The 17,902-nt window shown below is 67.4% G+C and carries 13 protein-coding genes; 2 read left to right on the forward strand and 11 right to left on the reverse strand.

The window, feature by feature from the left end; genetic code table 11:
* Nucleotides 1-2: 2 nt before the first annotated feature.
* Genes AAF481_03480 through AAF481_03505 form a run of 6 tightly spaced genes read right to left on the reverse strand, consistent with a single transcriptional unit; the run spans nt 3 to nt 5,472 of the window.
* Complete coding sequence (locus AAF481_03480) at nt 3-341, reverse strand: DUF1475 family protein (GenBank protein ID MEM7480215.1); 339 nt, start codon at nt 339-341, stop codon at nt 3-5.
* Nucleotides 338-1,606, reverse strand: a complete 1,269-nt coding sequence (locus AAF481_03485) for a cyclopropane-fatty-acyl-phospholipid synthase family protein (GenBank protein ID MEM7480216.1) — start codon at nt 1,604-1,606, stop codon at nt 338-340. The genes AAF481_03480 and AAF481_03485 overlap by 4 nt, the downstream gene beginning before the upstream one ends.
* Complete coding sequence (locus AAF481_03490) at nt 1,603-2,460, reverse strand: DUF1365 domain-containing protein (GenBank protein ID MEM7480217.1); 858 nt, start codon at nt 2,458-2,460, stop codon at nt 1,603-1,605. The genes AAF481_03485 and AAF481_03490 overlap by 4 nt, the downstream gene beginning before the upstream one ends.
* Entirely contained in the window at nt 2,457-3,740 is a 1,284-nt protein-coding gene (locus tag AAF481_03495; protein ID MEM7480218.1) for an FAD-dependent oxidoreductase, read from the reverse strand. Before AAF481_03495 ends, AAF481_03490 begins: the two co-directional genes overlap by 4 nt.
* 44 nt (nt 3,741-3,784) lie before the next feature.
* On the reverse strand, nt 3,785-4,606 hold the full coding sequence (locus AAF481_03500; protein MEM7480219.1) for a DUF1295 domain-containing protein: 822 nt from the start codon (nt 4,604-4,606) through the stop codon (nt 3,785-3,787).
* Complete coding sequence (locus tag AAF481_03505; GenBank protein MEM7480220.1) at nt 4,603-5,472, reverse strand: B12-binding domain-containing protein; 870 nt, start codon at nt 5,470-5,472, stop codon at nt 4,603-4,605. Before AAF481_03505 ends, AAF481_03500 begins: the two co-directional genes overlap by 4 nt.
* Nucleotides 5,473-5,935: 463 nt before the next feature.
* Here AAF481_03505 and AAF481_03510 point away from each other — a divergent pair, with 463 nt between their 5' ends.
* Together AAF481_03510 and AAF481_03515 are read left to right on the forward strand one after the other, a co-directional pair.
* Nucleotides 5,936-6,325: a YccF domain-containing protein gene (locus AAF481_03510; protein MEM7480221.1), complete on the forward strand. Its 390-nt coding sequence runs from the start codon at nt 5,936-5,938 to the stop codon at nt 6,323-6,325.
* 10 nt (nt 6,326-6,335) lie between these two features.
* A complete protein-coding gene (locus tag AAF481_03515; GenBank protein MEM7480222.1) occupies nt 6,336-7,100 on the forward strand; it encodes an endonuclease/exonuclease/phosphatase family protein in 765 nt (254 codons plus the stop codon).
* Nucleotides 7,101-7,142: 42 nt separating this feature from the next.
* Here AAF481_03515 and AAF481_03520 read toward each other — a convergent pair whose 3' ends face one another.
* The 5 genes from AAF481_03520 to trxB are packed head-to-tail and all read right to left on the reverse strand — an operon-like array spanning nt 7,143 to nt 17,831.
* The gene (locus AAF481_03520; GenBank protein ID MEM7480223.1) at nt 7,143-10,883 is read right to left on the reverse strand and encodes a UvrD-helicase domain-containing protein; all 3,741 of its coding nucleotides are present in this window, start codon (nt 10,881-10,883) and stop codon (nt 7,143-7,145) included.
* Nucleotides 10,880-14,218, reverse strand: coding sequence for a PD-(D/E)XK nuclease family protein (locus tag AAF481_03525; protein ID MEM7480224.1), 3,339 nt, complete (start codon nt 14,216-14,218; stop codon nt 10,880-10,882). Before AAF481_03525 ends, AAF481_03520 begins: the two co-directional genes overlap by 4 nt.
* A 46-nt stretch (nt 14,219-14,264) precedes the next feature.
* A complete protein-coding gene (locus tag AAF481_03530) occupies nt 14,265-15,356 on the reverse strand; it encodes a VWA domain-containing protein (GenBank protein ID MEM7480225.1) in 1,092 nt (363 codons plus the stop codon).
* 7 nt (nt 15,357-15,363) lie between these two features.
* Nucleotides 15,364-16,875, reverse strand: a complete 1,512-nt coding sequence (locus AAF481_03535) for a magnesium chelatase (GenBank protein MEM7480226.1) — start codon at nt 16,873-16,875, stop codon at nt 15,364-15,366.
* Nucleotides 16,875-17,831 carry a thioredoxin-disulfide reductase gene (gene trxB, locus AAF481_03540; GenBank protein ID MEM7480227.1) on the reverse strand — a complete coding sequence of 319 codons (957 nt, stop codon included), beginning with the start codon at nt 17,829-17,831 and terminating at the stop codon, nt 16,875-16,877. Before trxB ends, AAF481_03535 begins: the two co-directional genes overlap by 1 nt.
* Nucleotides 17,832-17,902 lie beyond the last annotated feature (71 nt).

Genomic DNA, 17,902 nt, shown 5'->3' on the forward strand with positions numbered 1-17,902 from the left:
GGTCAGGCTTCCCGGCGGCGCCGGAAGAGGCCTTCTACCGAACGATCCGGCCCGCTGAGGAGGGCGGCGAGGACGTAGACGGAGATGGCGATGCTCCCGAGGGTCAAGACCAGTGCCAGCCACAGGATCCGCCGGCCCCAGGTGCGCTCCCGCCAGGCGATCCACAGGTACACCGTCAAGAAGGCGAAATAAGTGTCGAAGAGGGTGGCCTTGCCCCACGGATCGGCCCAGATCTCCTGGGCCGCGGTCAGGACGTTTCGATCGAAGCTGGCGTAGGTGGTGACGGCCAGCATCGCCAGCAGGAACCCCAGGAACAGGGCGATCAGGGCGACGCGCATCATCGTGCCTCCTGGGCGGTGGTGAGAGTGCCGAGGATCGGCGGGCGTCGATTGCGCGGTTTCGCCAGCACCCACTGGATGTTGCCGATGGAGCGCTCGATGTAGCCGCCCTCGCAGTAGCAGAAGTAAAACTCCCACATACGCTGGAAGCGCCGCGGGAAGCCGAGTTTCTGGATCTCGTCGGCCTTGGCCTGGAAACGCTCCCGCCAGGTGCGCAGAGTGCGGGCGTAGTGCGGCGAGAGGTCCTCCAAATGGACCGGTGTCAGGTCCGTCACTCGGGCGACGGAGCGGCTGAGGGTGGAGATCGAGGGGATGGCGCCGCCAGGAAAAATGTAGCGCTGAATGAAGTCTACGGAGCGTCTGGCCTGCTCGTAGAAGCGGTCGGCGATGGTGATCGCCTGTAACGCCATCAGGCCGTCCGGCGCGAGTAACGATGAGCACTTGGCGAAGAAACTGTCGAAGTAGCGATGACCGACGGCCTCGATCATTTCGACGGAGACCAGCTTGTCGTAGCGCCCTTCGAGGTCCCGGTAGTCCACTTCGATCACTTGTACCCGATGGTCCATCCCCGCTTCGGCGATGCGTCGGCGGGCATAGGCCGCCTGGGACGGCGACAGGGTGGTGGTGGTGACCCGGCAGCCGAAGCGCTCGGCGGCACGCAGGGCGAGGGCGCCCCAGCCGGTGCCGATCTCCAGCAGGTGGTCGTCCGGTCCGAGCTCGAGCTTCTCGCACAGGCGATCGATCTTGGCGCGGGAAGCGTCCGCGAGGGAAATCTCCGGCGGATCGAACAGGGCGCAGGAGTAGGTCATGGTCTCGTCCAGGAACAGCTCGAAGAACTCGTTGCCCAGGTCGTAGTGCTCTCGGATGTTGCGCGAGGCGCCCCGGCGGGTGTTGCGTCGCAGGCGATGGTAGAGCGCGTGGAGGGGAGCGGTCAGTCGCCCCAGGCCGCCTTCGAGGCCGTTCATCAGGTCGCGATTGCGCACCATGATGCGAACCAGGGCGGTGAGGTCGTCCGTCGACCAGTGACCGTCCATGTAGGCCTCGGCGGCGCCTATGGTGCCGCCGAAAGCGACACCGGACCAGAATTCCGGCCGGTGAACGTGTAGGTGGGCCGCGGGCTCTTCACACTTGCCCAGGAGAATCGTCTCGGATCCCTGGTGGATCGTCAGGCGGCCCTCGCGCAGGCCGCGCAGTTTGGCCAGCACGGCGCGCCGCGCGAAGCCGCCGCGGCGCCGGGAAGGCAGTGGTAGGGCTGTGGACTCGGTCATGGGCGATCCGTTCTTGCCGGTGAGGCGGCGGCCGTTTCGGTTTTGGGATGTTGGGTTTTAGGATGGGGGAAGAAGGGAACGCCCTTGCGCTTGAGACGCAGAGCCTCCCGGTAGATCCAGTAGACGCCGCGCAAGGTCATCGCCGGGAAGCGGAACAGATAGCGGTCCAGGGCCAGCGGCCGTCGCTCGAGGGAGAGGGAGGCGTTGAACATCTTTTCGCCCTCGCGGAAGCTTTCCATCCACACCCGCAAATGCTTTCCCGGCGGTGAAAAGCGCCAGCGGTAGTCCATGTCCATCGCCATGAAGGGGGAGACGTGGAAGTCCTTCGCCAGGGTGAAGGTCAGGCTACGGTCACGGCCGGCACCGGGTTCCGAACTGTGCGCCGAGGTGCCATCGAGGACGTAGGCATAGCGCTCGTTCCAGGGGGTGTTGTTGACCTCGGCGACGATCGCTCGGGGCTCGTCCGGGTCGCGTTCCGTGGGGTTGTCGAACAGGTAGTAGAAGCTCACTGGGTTGAAGCAGTGCCCCCAGGTCCGGGCGTGGGTGAGGAGGCCGATGGAGCCCTCCGGCCGGTGCTCGGTCCGCTCCTCCACCAACTCCCGCAGGCAGGTCGCGAGGTCGCGCTGCGGCTCGCCGAAGTAGTCTGCCCGGCGGAACCAGCCCGGGGCGAAGCGGCGAGCGGACCAGAAGCGGGCGCGGTCGAAGATCTCCGGAACCTCGTCCAGGTTTAGATACAGCATCGCCGCCGGATAGCTGAAGCGGTGTTCCCGCGGCGCCATCCGGTGGTGCATGACCCGGCCGATGTAAACGGCGCTCTTCGGGGCGCCCGGCAGTTCTTCCGGTGGTGAGGTCACGAGGCCGCCATCCGTGGAGAGGTGGCGGCGGACCATCCTACGCCCAACGCATCGGCGACTCGAACGGCGCTCCGCACGCCGTCCTCGTGGAAGCCGTAGCCCCAGTAGGCGCCGCAGAAGTGGGTGCCGGCGACACCGCTGATTTCGCGCCAGCGGCGTTGGGCAGCGAGGGCCGGGCCGTCGAACTGGGGGTGAGAGAAGGTGCGCCGTTCGAGGACCTGCACCGGCTCGATCTCGTCCGTGCGATTGAGGGTCACGCACAGGGGACGTTCGCTGGTCAGGTTCTGCAGTCGGTTCATCCAGTACGTCACCCGCACGCCGCCCGAGTCGCCGCTGCCGTCCCCGCGGGTCGAGACATTCCAGCTCGCCCACAGTTGGCGCCGCTCCGGCAGCATGCGCAGGTCTCGGTGCAGGATCGTGTCGTTGGGCCGGTAGGGGATCGCACCGAGGATCGACTTCTCCGCCGGCGAGGGATCGGCGAGTAGGCGGAGCGCCTGATCGCTGTGCACCGCCAGGATCACCTGATCGAAGCGTTCCGGCTCGCGGCCCGCCGCCCGGACGGTGATGCCCGCGCCGCCGGTTTCGCGGTCTCCACGCCGAATCCACCGCACCGGAGTGTGGTCGCAAATGCGGTCCCGGAAGGTTGCCGTCAACGCCTCGACATAGCGTCGCGAGCCTCCCCGAACGGTGCGCCACTGGGGTCGATGATTGACCTGTAGCATACCGTGATTTGCGAGAAAGGCGATCAGTGGCCGCAGTGGGAACCGGCGCATGTCGCCCGGCGGCGTGGACCACACAGCGCCGATCATCGGCAGCAAGTACCGCTCGGCGAAGACGGTGCTGTAGCGGTCCCGGTCGAGGGCATCGCCCAGGGTGGTGTCGTCCGACTCCAGCAGGTAGGCATCCGCCTTGCGGTGAAATCGCAGGATGTCCCGCACCATCGACCAGTGAGAGGGGCGCAGCAGATTCCTCGGCTGGCCGAACACCTGTCGCAGGGTCGAGCCGTTCCACTCCAGGGCGCGGCCTTCCTCGCGCACGCTCAGGGTCATTTCGCTCGGTTGGGTATCGACTCGCAACTCCGCCAGCAAGCCGGTGAACAGGGGATAGGTTTTCTCGTTGTAGACGATGAAGCCGAGGTCCACGCCTTCGCCGTCGACCTCCACCGTGTCACTGTGGCCGCCGATTTTCCCGGCCTCGAACAGGCGGATCTTGTGCTGCCGGTGGAGCAGATAGGCGGCGGTGAGGCCGGAGATTCCCCCTCCGATGATGGCGATCTTCACGGGTTCTCAGTTCGCAAACGGCCGACAATTGGAGGCGGGAGAAACTAGTTCTTCTTCGGAGGCCACGGGAAGAAGGCGTTGGTCGAGCGCACGTAGTCGCGGTATTTCGGCCGGCGCTCGGCGATGTCCTTCTCCAACAGGCTGACGCCCGACACCTTCAGCAGGAAGGTGGTCATCAGGATCGGCGAGAACAGGGTCCACCAGCCGCCGGGGAGGCTGGCTGCGAACAGAAAGTAGCCAATCCACATCATCATCTCGCCGAAGTAGTTGGGGTGCCGAGTGGTCGCCCAGACGCCGCTGCGCAGCACCTTGCCTTCGTTCGATGGATCCGCCTTGAAGCGGGCGAGCTGCCAATCGCCGACCGCCTCGAAGAAAAAACCGATCGACCAGCAGGCCACGGCCAGGAAGTCGACGGCGTTCCAGGGCGCCGAGTCGCCACCCCGGGCGTCCTGGGTTTGCACCCAGTAGAGGGGAGCGGAGATCACCAGGATGAGGAACCCTTGAAGGAAAAACACCGTGATCAGGCTGCGCCAGCGAAAACTCTCGCCGACCTGCCGGCGCATTTCGGCGTAGCGCCGGTCCTCGTCCTTCCCCCAGTTGCGCCAGGTGAGATATCCGGAGAGCCGCAGGCCCCACACCGTCACTAGCGCGAGCTGAACCGCCTGACGCAGATCCACCTCGCCACCGAGGGCGCGGTAGATCCAGGCGCACAGCACAAAGCCGAAGCCCCAAAACAGGTCGATGATCGAAACATCCCGGCGCACTAGGCTGACGAGCCACAAGGCGATGAGGCAGAAGGCGAGGACGATGCCGGCGGTCGCCACCGCCTCCGGCAGCCAGATGGTCGGCGAGACGAGCGCGATCACGACGCCGCCAACCCCCGGGCGAAGGCCGCCAGCTCGGCCATCGAGTCCCCCACGAAGAGTCGTGGATTCTTGGCCGGCAGATCGACCTCGCGGACCTTCTTGCCGCCGAGCATGAGAAGAACGCCGTGCTTCGACAGCTTATCGAGTAGGTGGCGGATCTCGGCGCTCAGGCGGGCCGGCTGATCCGCCGTGCTGATGCTGATCCAGACCATCTTCGGAGCGAGGGCGCGCACCGCTTCGAGAAGGGTCGAAGAGGGAGTCTCGGGCCCCAGATTGGTGGCTCGGAATCCTTCCACTTCCAGCAGGGTGGAAACCGCCAAAGACGGAATCATGTAGGGATCGCCGGTCGGTGCGCCACCCACCGCCGCCATCGCGCTATCCGGCGGCGGCGCGACCACGGAGCGGATCTGGTGCAGTCCCTGGATGGTGATGTCGGTGGCGCGGTGCTCCCTGAAGATCCCTTCTTCTCCCTGCAGCCACAGCTCGCCCACCCGCCGCATGGCGATCCGCAGAGGACCGTCGACAATCTGAGCGATGCTCGCGCCCTCGAGAAAGAGCGATAAGAGCAACCCGCGAGCGCGCTGGGAGCGGCCGTGGCGCAGATCTTCGAACAGCCGCTCTTCCGGCGGGCGCTGGTCACCCGGATCGTTGGCCACCACCACGTCCTCCAGGCCCAGGGCGGCCGGATTGGAAAGGGTAGCCCGAGATTCCCGCAAATAGCGCACCGCTTCAGTGATGGGAATCCGGCGATGTCCACCGGCGGTGCGCTCGGCTTGGATCACGCCGTCGTCGGCCCAGCGTTTGATGGAGGACTCGCTGACGCCGATGGCTTCGGCCAGGTCGCGTGGTGAGAGGAGGGCCTTCATCGAGTTTGAGTACTCGACAGGCGTGAACGGAATGAACGTTTAAGTGGTTGGTTTTTCACGGCCGGAATATGCCACAAATTGGGGTCTTTTTCAAGTTTTCTCGCTCGAAGACTTGACGAATGGAAATTGTAGTCTTATGATTTGAACGTTATGAACGATTTCAGGGCAAGAAACACCGATCACCCCGTTCCTACTCGCGGCCCTAGTGGTTTGCCGGGTCGGATGGGATGGTTTCCTCTGCCGATTGAAAATCGCGTGGTTCTTCGGAGGCTCTCGATTCCAACATCCTCTGCTAGAAATCTCCTTGTACCGATCTCACCCATCCCGTAGTGCCTTCCTCCGGTGATCCACCGAGTCACCGGGTCGCCTTTCTAAATCGAGAGCCTCTCCGAAGCTTTCTTCTTCCTATCTTCTTCGCAGAGACCGCGGAAAATCGGCCGCGAGCCGATACAATTGCCGAGAGATGAGATTCCTCCACTTCCTCGGCAATGTCCTCTGGTTCCTACTCGGCGGTTTCATCGCCGCGCTCGGTTATTTCATCGGCAGTCTAGCCCTGTGCATCACCCTCATCGGGATCCCCTTCGGCATCCAGACTTTCAAGCTCGGTGTAGCTTCCCTGGCGCCTTTCGGTAGCGAGGTGGTGGAGAAGGAAGGGGCAAACAGCGCTCTGCGGGTGCTGTTCAATATCCTGTGGATCGTGCTCTTCGGTTGGGAGATTGCCTTGGCGCACCTGGTATGCGCCGTGGTGCTGGCGCTGACCATTCTCGGCATACCCTTCGCGCTGCAGCACATCAAGCTGGTACCCCTCGCGCTGCTGCCCTTCGGCCGCGGACTGCGGCGCGTTGGCTCCTGATCGAGTTGCCGTGCACCTGAGGGTTGTCACCTACAACATCCACCGCGCGATCGGGGTAGATCGTCGCTATCGCCTGGACCGCATCGTGGACATCCTGCGCCACCATCGGCCAGACATCGCCCTACTGCAGGAAGTCGATGACGGTGCCCCGCGTTCCCGGCACCAGGACATGGCCCAGGAGCTGGCGGACCGCCTGGAGTACCCGGAATTCGCCGTGGGGCACAATGTCAGTCTGCGGGAGGGTCGCTACGGCAACGCCACTCTCAGTCGGTTTCCCATCGTTCTCGAGCGGAACGTGGATCTGACGATGGGCCGGCGCAAGGCACGGGGCTGTCAGTATGTGCGCCTACAGCTCGCCCCGAATCTGCCGCAGCTCGATGTCTTCAACCTTCACCTCGGGTTGTCCGCCGCCGAGCGGAAAAAGCAGATCGAACGCTTGGTTCGCTCCGTCGAACTATTACGGGTACCGGATCATGCCCCTTGTGTGGTGGGCGGAGACTTCAACGACTGGCGAACCCAGCTCGGGCCGATCCTGCGCGATCGCCAGGGCTTCCGGAGCGCGACGGAGCGACGCCGGGCCGGTTCCGAGCTGCGCACCTATCCCTCCTTCTCTCCGAGTACCGGCCTCGATCGGGTGTACTACCGAGGACCGCTGAAACTCCATGCCTCGCGCCGCTGCCGCCTCAAGTTGTCGAAGGTGGCGAGTGATCACCTGCCGGTGATCGTGGACTTCGAGGTGGACACCTCGTCCCGGAACGGATTGCCGATACCTTGAAGGTGGCGAAGTCGAGGCGCTGTTCGACCTCGGGTCTTTAGACTACGAATCTTCCCAATCCGGGAAGAGGCTTTGCTGCTTGGGCTCCACTGGAGCCTGTGGCGATTCTCGCAGGGGTGGAGGCTCCGCGAGGATAGAAGGTGCTCCGGCGGAAGCCGGTTCGGCGGCCATTGCCGCCTCTACCTCCACGATGTGATCCAGCGCCAAGAACCACAGCTCTACCTTCGGAGGCGTTTCCTCCGGCAGCGCCTCCGCCAGGGCACGGCGATAGACCTCCGCCTGAAGGGCGTAGGCCTGCGTGCGGCGGGCGAGTCCCTCGTCGTCGCCGGGGAGGAGTTGATCGGTCTTGTAGTCCACTACCACCAGCCGGCCGTCCCTCGGATCGCGATAGACGAGATCGGCAGCGCCGGAGACGAAAGCGGTGGGGCCTGTGTCCACGTCTTGCGGCGCCAGGAGCACCGGCAGCTCGCGCCCGACGATGTGTGGCGCCAGCTCCCGCAACCGCGTGCCGAGAGCGCCTGCGGCGAAGCCGTTGAGGAGGGATGCGGTGCGCTCGGCGGCTGGCGACTCGATGTCCTCGAGGGCGCGGGCAATCTGCTGGTTGAGATCCCCTTTGAGATCCAGGCGCTCGAGGATGCGGTGCACCTGGTCTCCTGCCTCCAGCGCGACTCCGCGGGCGCCGACGGCGGCTGCCGCGCCGGCTGGGTTCGCCAGGCGGGCCTCGACGAAGATTTCTCGCAGGTGCTCGTGAGCTTCCGACGAGGCGGCGCCGGAGAAGCCCCGGTCCATGCGGGCCTCGGCGGCAGCGCTGCGTCGGCGGAGATGTTCGGCCATGGTGGCGAGGGCCGTGGCGCTCGGCAGGAAGCCTGCGTCGTCGTCTTCCCGCGGCTCATCGGATGTCGATAAGTCCTTCGCCGCCGCCCGGGCCGGAACCCGCCAGCGGGCGCCGGTGGCGTCGTCCACGGGCTCTCCGGCGGTGTCTCCGGTGATCGCGCCGTCGGCCAGCGGCGTGGTCCGTCCGGTCAGCAGGTCGAGGTGGCTCGCCACCTTGTCCGGTGGGCACTCCGTCGGCTGCTCCGGCCACAGGCCGGCGAGCACCAGACGCTGTTCCGCCCGGGTCATGGCGACATACAGGGTGCGGATGCGCTCCGCCCGCTCCACCGCCTCCTGGCGCTCGATCACCCGGTGCCAGCCTAGGCTCGGCGCCCCGAGGAGGCGCATCTCCCAACGGCCGGCGGGGGTGCGGGCCGCCTCCGTCACCGGCCCGAAACCGCCACCGCCGGACTGCTTGTGGAGCTGCACCACGTAAACGTGCTCGAAGTCGAGGCCCTTGGCGGTGTGGATCGTCATCACCTGCACCGCGTCTTCGAGGCCATCTTCGGGTTTCGCCTCCTCCGCCTCGATCGCTTCGGAGATGCTGGTGCGCAGCATGCGCAGGAGCGCCGTGGCATTGCCGCCGCCTTCCTCCAGAGTGGAGAGCAACCGGAGGAAAAACCGCTCTAAGTTGGCGAGGCGGTAGGGTCCGAGGTAGCGCGCCGCCTCGGTTTCCTCCATCAGGAAGAGGCCGCGCACGGTCTCGACGAAGACATCCGCCGGATCTGCCTCGAAGGACTCCCGCGCCCGCGCCAGGGCGTGGACGAATACCCGCAGGCCGTGCTCCCAGCCGGCGATGCGCTCGATGCCCGGGATGTCCCGCGGCGTGGCCTCGACGGCGCCGGCGATCACCCCTTCGATCTCCTCCAGGGCGGCGGGTTCCGCTTCCGTCAGCTCCATCATCCGGCGCGGCAGTTCCCGCCGCCAAAGGGGGATGAGGGCGGCGTCCGGTACGCCGACCAGGGCCGAGCGGAGAACCGTCAGCAGGGCTAGGTGGTCGCCCGGGTCGAGAATGGTGCGCACCAGCGCCGCCGCCTCGATGATCTCCCGCCGCCGGTAGTACTGCTTGTCGCGGCCCACGGCAAAGGGCACCCGGCGGCGCCTCAGCGCTTCCAGATACAAGTCGAGATCGCCGGTACTTCGAAGCAGGATAGCGATGTCTTTCCATTCGACGTTTTCCCGCCGGTGGAGCGCCAGGATGTCGTCGGCCACCGCTTCGGCTTCGGCCTCGGTGGCCTCCTGGGTGGTGGGCGTGGTGTCCTCTCGGGTCCAGCTCACCCAGAACTCGACGGGCCGCCGGCCGCCGCCGCGAAAGCCGGCTGAGGCGACCTTGGCGGCGCAGGGCAGAAGCGCTTCGTAGGGCGGCTGGAGGCCCCGCTTTTCGTGCATCACCGGTTCGATCGAACGGGTGACTTCTTCGAGAATCGCCGGCACCGAGCGAAAGTTCTCGATCAGCCGCCGGCGCTCGCCGCCGGCCGCTTCCACCCGCTCGACGAAGTCGTCGTAGGCGGCGAGGTCGGCGCTGCGCCAGCCGTAGATCGACTGCTTGGGATCGCCCACCAGGAACAGGCCTGGGCGTTCCTCCGCCGGGCCTTCGAGGGCCAGGCGCCCGACGATCTCGCATTGCAGGGGGTCGGTGTCCTGAAACTCGTCCACCAGGAGCTGATCGATGGCGCGGCGCCGCCGGGCGGCGAGACCGGGGCGATCGGCGAGCAACCGACCGGCATGCACCAGCAGATCCTGGAAGGTCATCACTCCGCGGCGACGCATCTCCGCCTCGACCCGCCGGAGCAAGGGGCCGAGGGCCTCGCAGGCGGCCTGGAGAAGGGGAGGATCGAAGGTGCCGAGGTAGGCGAGGCGACCCCGCAGCTCCGCCGATGCGTAGCGAACCTCTGCTCGCCGGCCTTCGAACAGTCCTTTCTCGGCGCCGGTGAATCGGTCACGGCCCCAGTCCTTGAGGCGGTTGACGATGCCGTCGGGCAGAGCCTGGCGCAGGAATTCGAGCAATAGGTCGAAGGCGCCGGAGGGTCGCTCGGTGGTCTCTTCGAAGCTCCAAAGCTGGTGGGCGACCAGCCCCAGGGCCTGGTGCACCTCCTTGGCTTTCTTGAGCTGGCCGGAGGTTTCGCCGGCGAAGGCGTCGTCGAGCAGTGCGAGCGGCTGCTCGATCACGCTCCGCAGGTCGGCGACGAAGGCGGTGACCGGCGCGTCTCCGAAGGGGTCCTCGGCCAGCCCTTCGGCCGGCACTCCGGCGGTCGCGAGGGCCAGCACCGCATCGAGAATGCGGGAGGGTCCGAAGCCCTTGCTTGCCAGTTCGAGATAGGCGTCGATCCCCGGCTCGCCGTAGGCCTCCGGCAGCGCCGCTTCGACGGTCTCGCGCACCACCTCGTCGAGGATCGAGCCGTCCGCGTCGACTTCCAGATCCGGGTGGATGCCGGCCTCCAGCGGATGGTCCGCCAGCAGTCCACGGCAAAAGGCGTGGAAGGTCTGAACCACCAGGTGGTCGAGGGTGGCGAGGAGCGCCGAGGCGCGATCCTTGAGCACCGCCGCCTCGGGCAATGCCTCCGCCGAAAGCCAGGGCGGCGGCCTTTGGCCGGCGGCCAGGCGGGCGAGTTCGGCGCTCACCCGGGTCGCCATTTCCGCCGCCGCCGCCTCGGTGAAGGTGATCGCCGCCACGCGGCCGAGCAGCCGCGCCGCTACTCGGTCGGCGGTGGGCTCTGCGAGGGTCTCGGCGTTGCGCTCCCAGCCGCCGCCCAGGCACCAGGCCAGCACCCGGGCGACGAGGGTGGTGGTCTTGCCGGTGCCGGCACCGGCTTCGAGCACCAGGGGATGATCGAACTGCCGTTGGGCGGCTCGTCGGGCGGCGGCGTCCTCGGCCTTGCGCTCAGCCTCGACGGCGGGCGGGGCGCTCACTGAGCACCGCCGTCCGAGGGCAACGGAACCCGGCCCGGTTCCGCCAGGTCCCAGGCCTTGAGTAGTGCTGTCTCCTCGCCCTCTTCCGGCTGGCGGAGGTCCTCGGCCCAGCGGTGTAGCCGCAGCCGGGAGCCGGAGTCGCCGCGCAGGCAGGCCTCGGCGACGGCGCAGAAGGAGCAGAGGATCGGCTCCTTGCGGCCGGAGGGATCGACCACCCGCGGAAAGAAGCTGCCGGCGTCCCAGGCGCCGAAGGCGGTGCGGGCCGCCGCCCCGAAGGCGGCGACCACCTCGCCGTCCGCTGCCTCCACCCGGAATTCCCGGTGCTCCAGATCCGGCTTCAAGAAAAGGTAGCGCCCGGTGCCCGAGGCAAGGGCGTAGGCCACCGCCTGGAGGCGTCGGCCGGCGACGATCTGTTGTAGAAAGTGCTTGCGTCGGGTCTTGTCCATCTTGCCGGTGGAGATGGCGCGGCCGGTCTTGTAGTCCGTCAGCATCCTGCTGCTGCCCTCCGCGGGGGCCACCGGCTCCACCCGATCGGCCTTGAAGCGGACCCGTATGCCCTCGCCGTCCACCGCCGGCAGGCGGATGTCGTCCACCTCTTCGGCGGCCAGCACCCGCGGCGGTGGGGTCCAGGCGGCTTTCTGGGCGGTTTCGAGGTAGGGCCAGGCGCGCGCTGCCAAGGCTTTGGCCATGCCCTTGAGGGCTACTCCGTCTTCCTCCACCAGGCGCTCCGCTTGGCGCCTGAGAATCGTCCGTAGCTCGTCGTCATCGGGCCAGGGGATGACCATGCCGCCGTCTCCCGGTCCGTCCTCTCCGACCTGCTGCCGCACAATCCCTTCCAGCACCCGGTGAATGACGTTGCCGAGGATCAAGGCGTCGATCTCCGGTAGCGACTGCAGGGGGTCGGGCGTCGGTTCCAGGCGCAGGAGCTTCTCGAGGAACACCTGCCAGGGGCAGGAGGCAAGGCCTTCGAGGGTCGTGACCCACAGATCCTTATGCCGGGGATCGTCGTCGCCCAGGGCGCCGCGTCGACCGATGAAGCCGAAGTAAGGGCCCAGGCGATCGCGCACCCGGCGCCCGGCCGGCGTGCGGCGGTCCGGATCGAACTCGCCGAGCACCGCCGACCGTGCCGTCGCCCAGGTTTCGGCCTGGATGGAGGGCAGGGAGCCGTCCGCCGGCAGGTTGCGAAGAGCCTCGCCGCAGGCGATCGGCAGGAGCCGACGGAAGGTTTCGCGACGGCCGTGGAGGGCCGCCAGGGCGACGTGCTCGCGGGGTGGCCGGGAAGCCGCCGCGCCCTCGGAGGCGAACGAATCCGGCGAGTAGAGCCCCGGTGCGCGCTCGGATCCAGGCGCCCGCTCGCCCCAGCGAGCGATCAGTCGCTCCAGCAGCGGCGACGGCGACAGGGCGCGCTCGTCGGCACCGGTGGCGGCCCAGGAGAGGGTGATCCGCGGGCTCGCCGCCAGCAGTTGGGCGAACAGATAGCGCTCTTCGTCGAAGCCGCGGCTCTTCAAAGGAATGTCCGGCAACACGCTGGCCAGGGCGAGGCGGACGTCGTCTCTGAGCAGCGGATCCTCACGCACCGTGCGCGGGAAGACCCCGCCGTTCAAACCGATGAGGAACAGGTGCTCGAAGGTGCGGCCGCGGGCTTCGACCACGGTGAGCACCTGGACGCCGCCGCCCCGGCCGCCGAAGGCATCGAAACCGGTGCTCTCGAGGGAGGGACCGAGGAGAGTCTGAATCTCGCCGAAAGTCAAGACCAGGGCCGGTGGGACGTCCGGCGAGATCGCCTGGAAGAGCGATTCCTCGCGCCAACCGAGGCAGTCTTCGAGCAGCGAGCGCAGCCGGTCGAGGTGCTGGCCGGTGGGTGCTTCGGCGGGCCAGTTGGCGAGGCGTTGGACGATCTCCGCCGCCGCCGCGACGGCCGCCCGCAGGGCCTCGCCGCTCACCCGGCGGCGGGCCGCGTGGAGACCGGCGACGGCCGCCTCGGAGCCGCCCTCGGCGGTTTCGTCCGGCGCTTCTCCCTCGTCCTTGGCCTCCGCCGAGGCGCCCGGCCGCAGTCCCTGGCGCACCGGCAGGGGATAACTGTCGTGGTGCAGGAAGCGGTCGATCTCGAGGGTGGCGATGTCCTTCAGCCGTCCGGCACCGAGGGCGAAGAAGGCGAGGCGGAGATCCATCCGCTGGCGGCCCGCCAGGGGCTGGCCGGAGAGGGCGAGGGTGGCGTCGAGCCAGCGGTCCGCCGGCAGCTCGGCACCGCGCCGCAGCAGCTCCGCCAGGGCGCGGGCGCGGCGCCCCGGGGCGGTCAGGGAGCCGGGGATAGAAAGGCCTGAGAAGGGCACCCCGAGCGCCCGCAGGTGCCGGCGGAGGGTGAGGCGGTAGGGGGCCGGATCGCGCATCACCACCGCGACGGTTTCGGGCACGGCACCCTCATCCAGGGCTTGCCGCGCTCGGCGGGCGACTTCCCGCACTTCCGCTTCCAGGCCGGTGGCGGGGACCAGCGAGATCTCGGGCGCCGGAGGGATCGGGGAGTCCGAGGGGATGTCGCTCGCATCTCCGAGGCGGTCGAGAAGCTGCCCGGCGTAAGCGTGCTCGATGGCGGGCTCCGGACCGTGCAGGGTCGCTGGATCCGGCGGCAAGTCGAGCCACAGGCGCGAACCGGGGCGGCGCAGAAGTCCTTCCAGGAAGTCCAGGGCGGTGCCCGTCGCGTCGGCGAAGCCGTGCACCCAGAGCGCGCGGCAGGGGAGCCGCTCTGGATTCGTCGCCAGCAGCTCCGTCGCCCGCATCAGCAGGTGAGAGGAGCGTTCGACGTTCAGGATTGCGGCGCCCCGCAGCAATCCGTCCGCCACTCGCACCAAGGCGTGGCCTCGGGCCTTGGCGGAGGTAGGGCCCGGCCAGGCGGTGAGGGCCTCCCCGCAGGGTTCGGCATGGCTCGACTCGAAGCCGGCGTCGAGCAGGTCGCGCACCGTGGCGTCGGTGGTGCGGTAGCCGTCCTCCAGCCCTTCGAGGGGATCCGCCAGGGCCGATTCCTCGGCCGCCAGGCGGCGGGTGAGCAAGTGGAAAAGTGGATCCCGCGGGCGCGGAGTCTCACCGGCCCCTTCGACGATCTCCAGGGCCGCGGCGTAGAGGGTCTGCACCCGCAGCCCGAGGGCGGCGCGGCCGCGGCGGCGGGCGATGGCGGCGTTCAGGTGGAGGCGTAGGCTGCGCGAAGGCACCACGATGCGCAGCGGCGCGGCGAGAAGAGAGAGATCCTCTTCGGCCTCGGCGAGGATTTCGTCGAGTGCGTCGAGCAGGGCGTCCTCGACGGCCTTGGGGCCGTGCCCGATGTGCACGGGTTTCGTCATCTTCGCGGGTATGCGAGCACGGCCCCGGTCGGATGTCAACCGGTGGCTAGCGCAGTCGCCGGCGGCGGTTGCGGAGGTAGTCCGCCAGGATGAATTCGCCCAGGTTGTAGGGGGAGGCGAAGTAGGCGCGGCCGCGGTTGATTTGAGTGAGCTTTTCCACGAAGTCCGTCAGCATCGGGTCCGTCGCCAGCATGAAGGTGGTGATCACCACCTTCTGGCGCCGGCACTGGTCCGCTTCGTCCAAGGTGGTGTTGACGATCCGCATGTCCAGGCCGAAGGGATTCTTGAACACGCCGCCGTTCGGTTCGGTGATCGCCGAGGGCTTGCCGTCGGTGATCAGGAAGATCTGCTTGTTGGCCTGCTTCTGGCGGGCGAGGAGGCCGCGGGCGAGCTGCAGGGCCTCGCGGGTGTTGGTGTGGAACGGGCCGGCCTCGATGTACGGCAGGTCGGTGAGATCCACCGGTTCCGCCCGGTCGCCGAACAGGATGACGCCGAGGTGGTCCTTCGGGTACTTGGTGGTGATCAGCTCGGTCAAGGCCAGGGCGACCTTCTTGGCCGGAGTGATGCGGTCCTCACCGTAGAGGATCATCGAGTGGCTGATGTCGATCGCCACGATGGTGGCGCAGGAGGTCAGGTGCTCCGTCTCGTAGACCTCCAGGTCTTCCTCGGCCAGGGTCAGGTCGCCGCGGGTACGTTTCAGGGCGTTGGTCAGGGAGCGCGGGCCGTCCAGGTGGTGCAGTGAGTCTCCGAACTGGAAGGGCCGGCTCTCCGGTAGCCGTTCCACTCCTTCGCCGGGGGAACGCACCGGATGGTAGCCGGGGCCGGAGCGGGACAGGTCCGAAAAGATCTCCTCGAAGGCACCGCGGCGAATGCGCCGCTCGCCGCCGGCGGTGAGCTGCAGGCCGCCCTCGCCGTCGCGCCCCACCATCTCCTGCTCTTCGAGGCTGTCGAAGAAGGCGTCGAGGTCGACATTCTCGTCCAGGTAGCCTTCCTGCTGTAGATAGCGCATCCATTCCATCGCCTCCTCGACATCGCCGCCGGAGGCCAGAACGAGCTGCTGAAACATGCGCAGCAGGTCCAGATCCGCTAGCAGGGCGCGGATCAGGTTGGGATCGAGGTAGCGATAGCGGTGGCGCATGGAGTGGCTAGTTGATGTCTCCCGTGTCGCGGGCCGGCCGGCGCGGTTTCAAGAGCTGGAACTTGATCATCTCCTTGTACCGCACCTGGCTGTCGAGGTCTTCCCGCGCCAGCTTGAGGTGCTGGTGCAGACCTTCGAGGATCATCTCGCCGGCAAAGGCCTTGGCTTCGGTTCCTTCGATGGCCTCCACCAGCTCCTCGAGCCTCGGCACCTGGAACAGCTCGCCTTCGTAGTTGGCGAAGGGCATCTCGTCCGAGAGATCCACCTGGCCGCCGTCGGCGAACCAACGGACGATCTCGCCGTAGGGACCGTCGTCCTCCTCGCCGCCGCTGCCGACCTCCTTGCCAACCTCCGGGAAGAGATCCGTAAACACGACCTTCACCGCCTGGCCGACCAGCTTGCGGGCCACCACTTCGGCCCCCTGCTGTTCACCCTCGTAGACCATCTCCACCTTGCCGGTGATCGCCGGCAGCAGCATGTGGAAGTCGCACACCCGCGGGTACACCGGCTGGTCGCCGGTGGCCAGTGCCCGCCGTTCAAGGTTCGAGGCCAGCAGCTCCAGGGCGGAGATGGCGACCCGCGCGCTCACCCCGGAGGCCTGGTCCACCAGGTCGCTGTCCCGCGCAGCGATGGAAATCTCTTCGATCAGCCGCCGGGCGAGGGGCGGGATGACGTAGGCCGCTTCGTCTCTTCCCTCCGTCGGCCGCTCGGTCCAGGCCTCGGCATCGGTGATCTGCATCGCCGTGTCTACGTCCGGCGGGTAGTGGGTGAGGATCTGCGATGCGATGCGGTCTTTCAGCGGGGTGATGATGCTGCCTCGGTTGGTGTAGTCCTCCGGGTTGGCGGAGAACACCATCAGCAGGTCCAAGGGAATGCGCACTGGGAAGCCGCGGATCTGCAGGTCGCGCTCTTCGAGGATGTTGAACAGACCCACCTGGATGCGCGGCGCCAAGTCCGGCAGCTCATTGATCGCGAACACGCCGCGGTTCGAGCGCGGCACCAAGCCGAAGTGGATCACGTCCGGATCGGCGAAGGTGAGCTTCTTGGTGGCCGCCTTGATCGGGTCGATGTCGCCCAAGAGATCGGCGATGGAGACGTCCGGTGTGGCGAGCTTCTCGTGGTAGCGCTCGCCGCGCTCGATCCACTCCACCGGCGCCTCGTCGCCGGCCTCGGCGACGAGATCGCGGCCCCAGGTGGAGATCGGCGCCAGAGGATCCTCGCGCAGTTCGCTGCCGGTGAGCACCGGAACCGCTTCGTCGAGGAGCGAGGGCAGGGCCCGCAGGAGTTTGGTCTTGGCCTGGCCGCGCAGGCCCAGGAGGATGAAGTCATGGCCCGCTAGCAGGGCGTTGACCACGCCGGGAATCACGGTGCGGTCGTAGCCCAGAATGCCGCGGAAGAGGGCTTCGCCGGCGGCGATCTTGCGGCGCAGATTGGCGCGCATTTCGGCCTTGACGGAGCGAGGTCGGTAGCCGGTTTCGCGCAGGGCGCCGAGGGTGGTGGGTCGATTCCCCGGGGCCATCAATCCTGCGCCTCGAGCCAGCGCTCAGCGTCGATCGCCGCCTTGCAGCCGCTGCCGGCGGCGGTGACCGCCTGGCGGTAGGTCGGGTCGACGGCATCGCCGCAGGCGAAAACCCCCGGGACGTCCGTGTAGGTGGTGGGCTCTTGCACCTGGAGGTAGCCCACCGGATCGCGGGTCAATACGCTCTCGAAGAGTTCCGTGTTGGGCTTGTGGCCGATGGCCACGAACATGCCCTGGGTTGGGAAGTCCCGCTCCTCGCCGGAGCGCACGTCGCGCACCCGCACGCCGTGGACCCCGTCCTCACGGCTGCCCAACACGTCCACCACCTGGTGGTGCCAGAGGAACTCGATCTTGTCGTTCGCCATGGCGCGATCCTGCATGATTTTTGAGGCCCGCAGCTCGCCGCGGCGGTGGATCACCGTCACCTTGGGGGCATACTTGGTGAGAAAGATCGCCTCCTCCAGGGCGCTGTCGCCGCCGCCGACGATCACCACTTCCTTCTCCTTGAAGAAGAAGCCATCGCAGGTGGCGCAGGCGGACACGCCGTAGCCCATCAGGTGACTCTCGGACGGCAGGCCGAGGAGCTTGGCGGTGGCGCCGGTGGCGATGATCACCGAGCCGGCGGTGTAGGTTTCGTTGGCGTCCGTCTTCACCGTAAAGGGTCGCTTCGAGAGGTCCACCTCCATCGCCGCCTCGAACTTCACCTGGGCACCAAAGCGCTGCACCTGCTTGCGCATGTCGTCCATCAACTGCGGGCCGAGAATGCCCTCCGGAAAGCCCGGAAAGTTTTCGACGTCGGTAGTGATGGTGAGCTGGCCACCGGGCTGATTGCCTTCGAGCACCAAAGGCGTGAGGTTGGCCCGAGCGGTGTAGAGAGCGGCCGTGAAGCCGGCCGGTCCGGAACCGATGATGAGGACCGGATAGTAATCAGTCGCTTGCGCGTCGGAGTTCGACATGGAGAATCAATGCTCCCTTGACTAGAATAAGTAGGCCGGCAAAAGGGGGGAGGCCCGTGAGTTGCGTTAGG

Source organism: Acidobacteriota bacterium (genome assembly GCA_039030395.1).
In the GTDB taxonomy this organism is placed as follows: Bacteria; Acidobacteriota; Thermoanaerobaculia; order Multivoradales; family JBCCEF01; genus JBCCEF01.

Bases quoted from the DNA above. Each gene is read 5' to 3' on its own strand.
- AAF481_03485 (MEM7480216.1), bottom strand. From the start codon at position 1,606: ATGACCGAGTCCACAGCCCTACCACTGCCTTCCCGGCGCCGCGGCGGC.
- AAF481_03505 (MEM7480220.1), bottom strand. From the start codon at position 5,472: ATGAAGGCCCTCCTCTCACCACGCGACCTGGCCGAAGCCATCGGCGTC.
- AAF481_03510 (MEM7480221.1), top strand. From the start codon at position 5,936: ATGAGATTCCTCCACTTCCTCGGCAATGTCCTCTGGTTCCTACTCGGC.
- AAF481_03480 (MEM7480215.1), bottom strand. From the start codon at position 341: ATGATGCGCGTCGCCCTGATCGCCCTGTTCCTGGGGTTCCTGCTGGCG.
- AAF481_03525 (MEM7480224.1), bottom strand. From the start codon at position 14,218: ATGACGAAACCCGTGCACATCGGGCACGGCCCCAAGGCCGTCGAGGAC.
- AAF481_03530 (MEM7480225.1), bottom strand. From the start codon at position 15,356: ATGCGCCACCGCTATCGCTACCTCGATCCCAACCTGATCCGCGCCCTG.
- trxB (MEM7480227.1), bottom strand. From the start codon at position 17,831: ATGTCGAACTCCGACGCGCAAGCGACTGATTACTATCCGGTCCTCATC.
- AAF481_03535 (MEM7480226.1), bottom strand. From the start codon at position 16,875: ATGGCCCCGGGGAATCGACCCACCACCCTCGGCGCCCTGCGCGAAACC.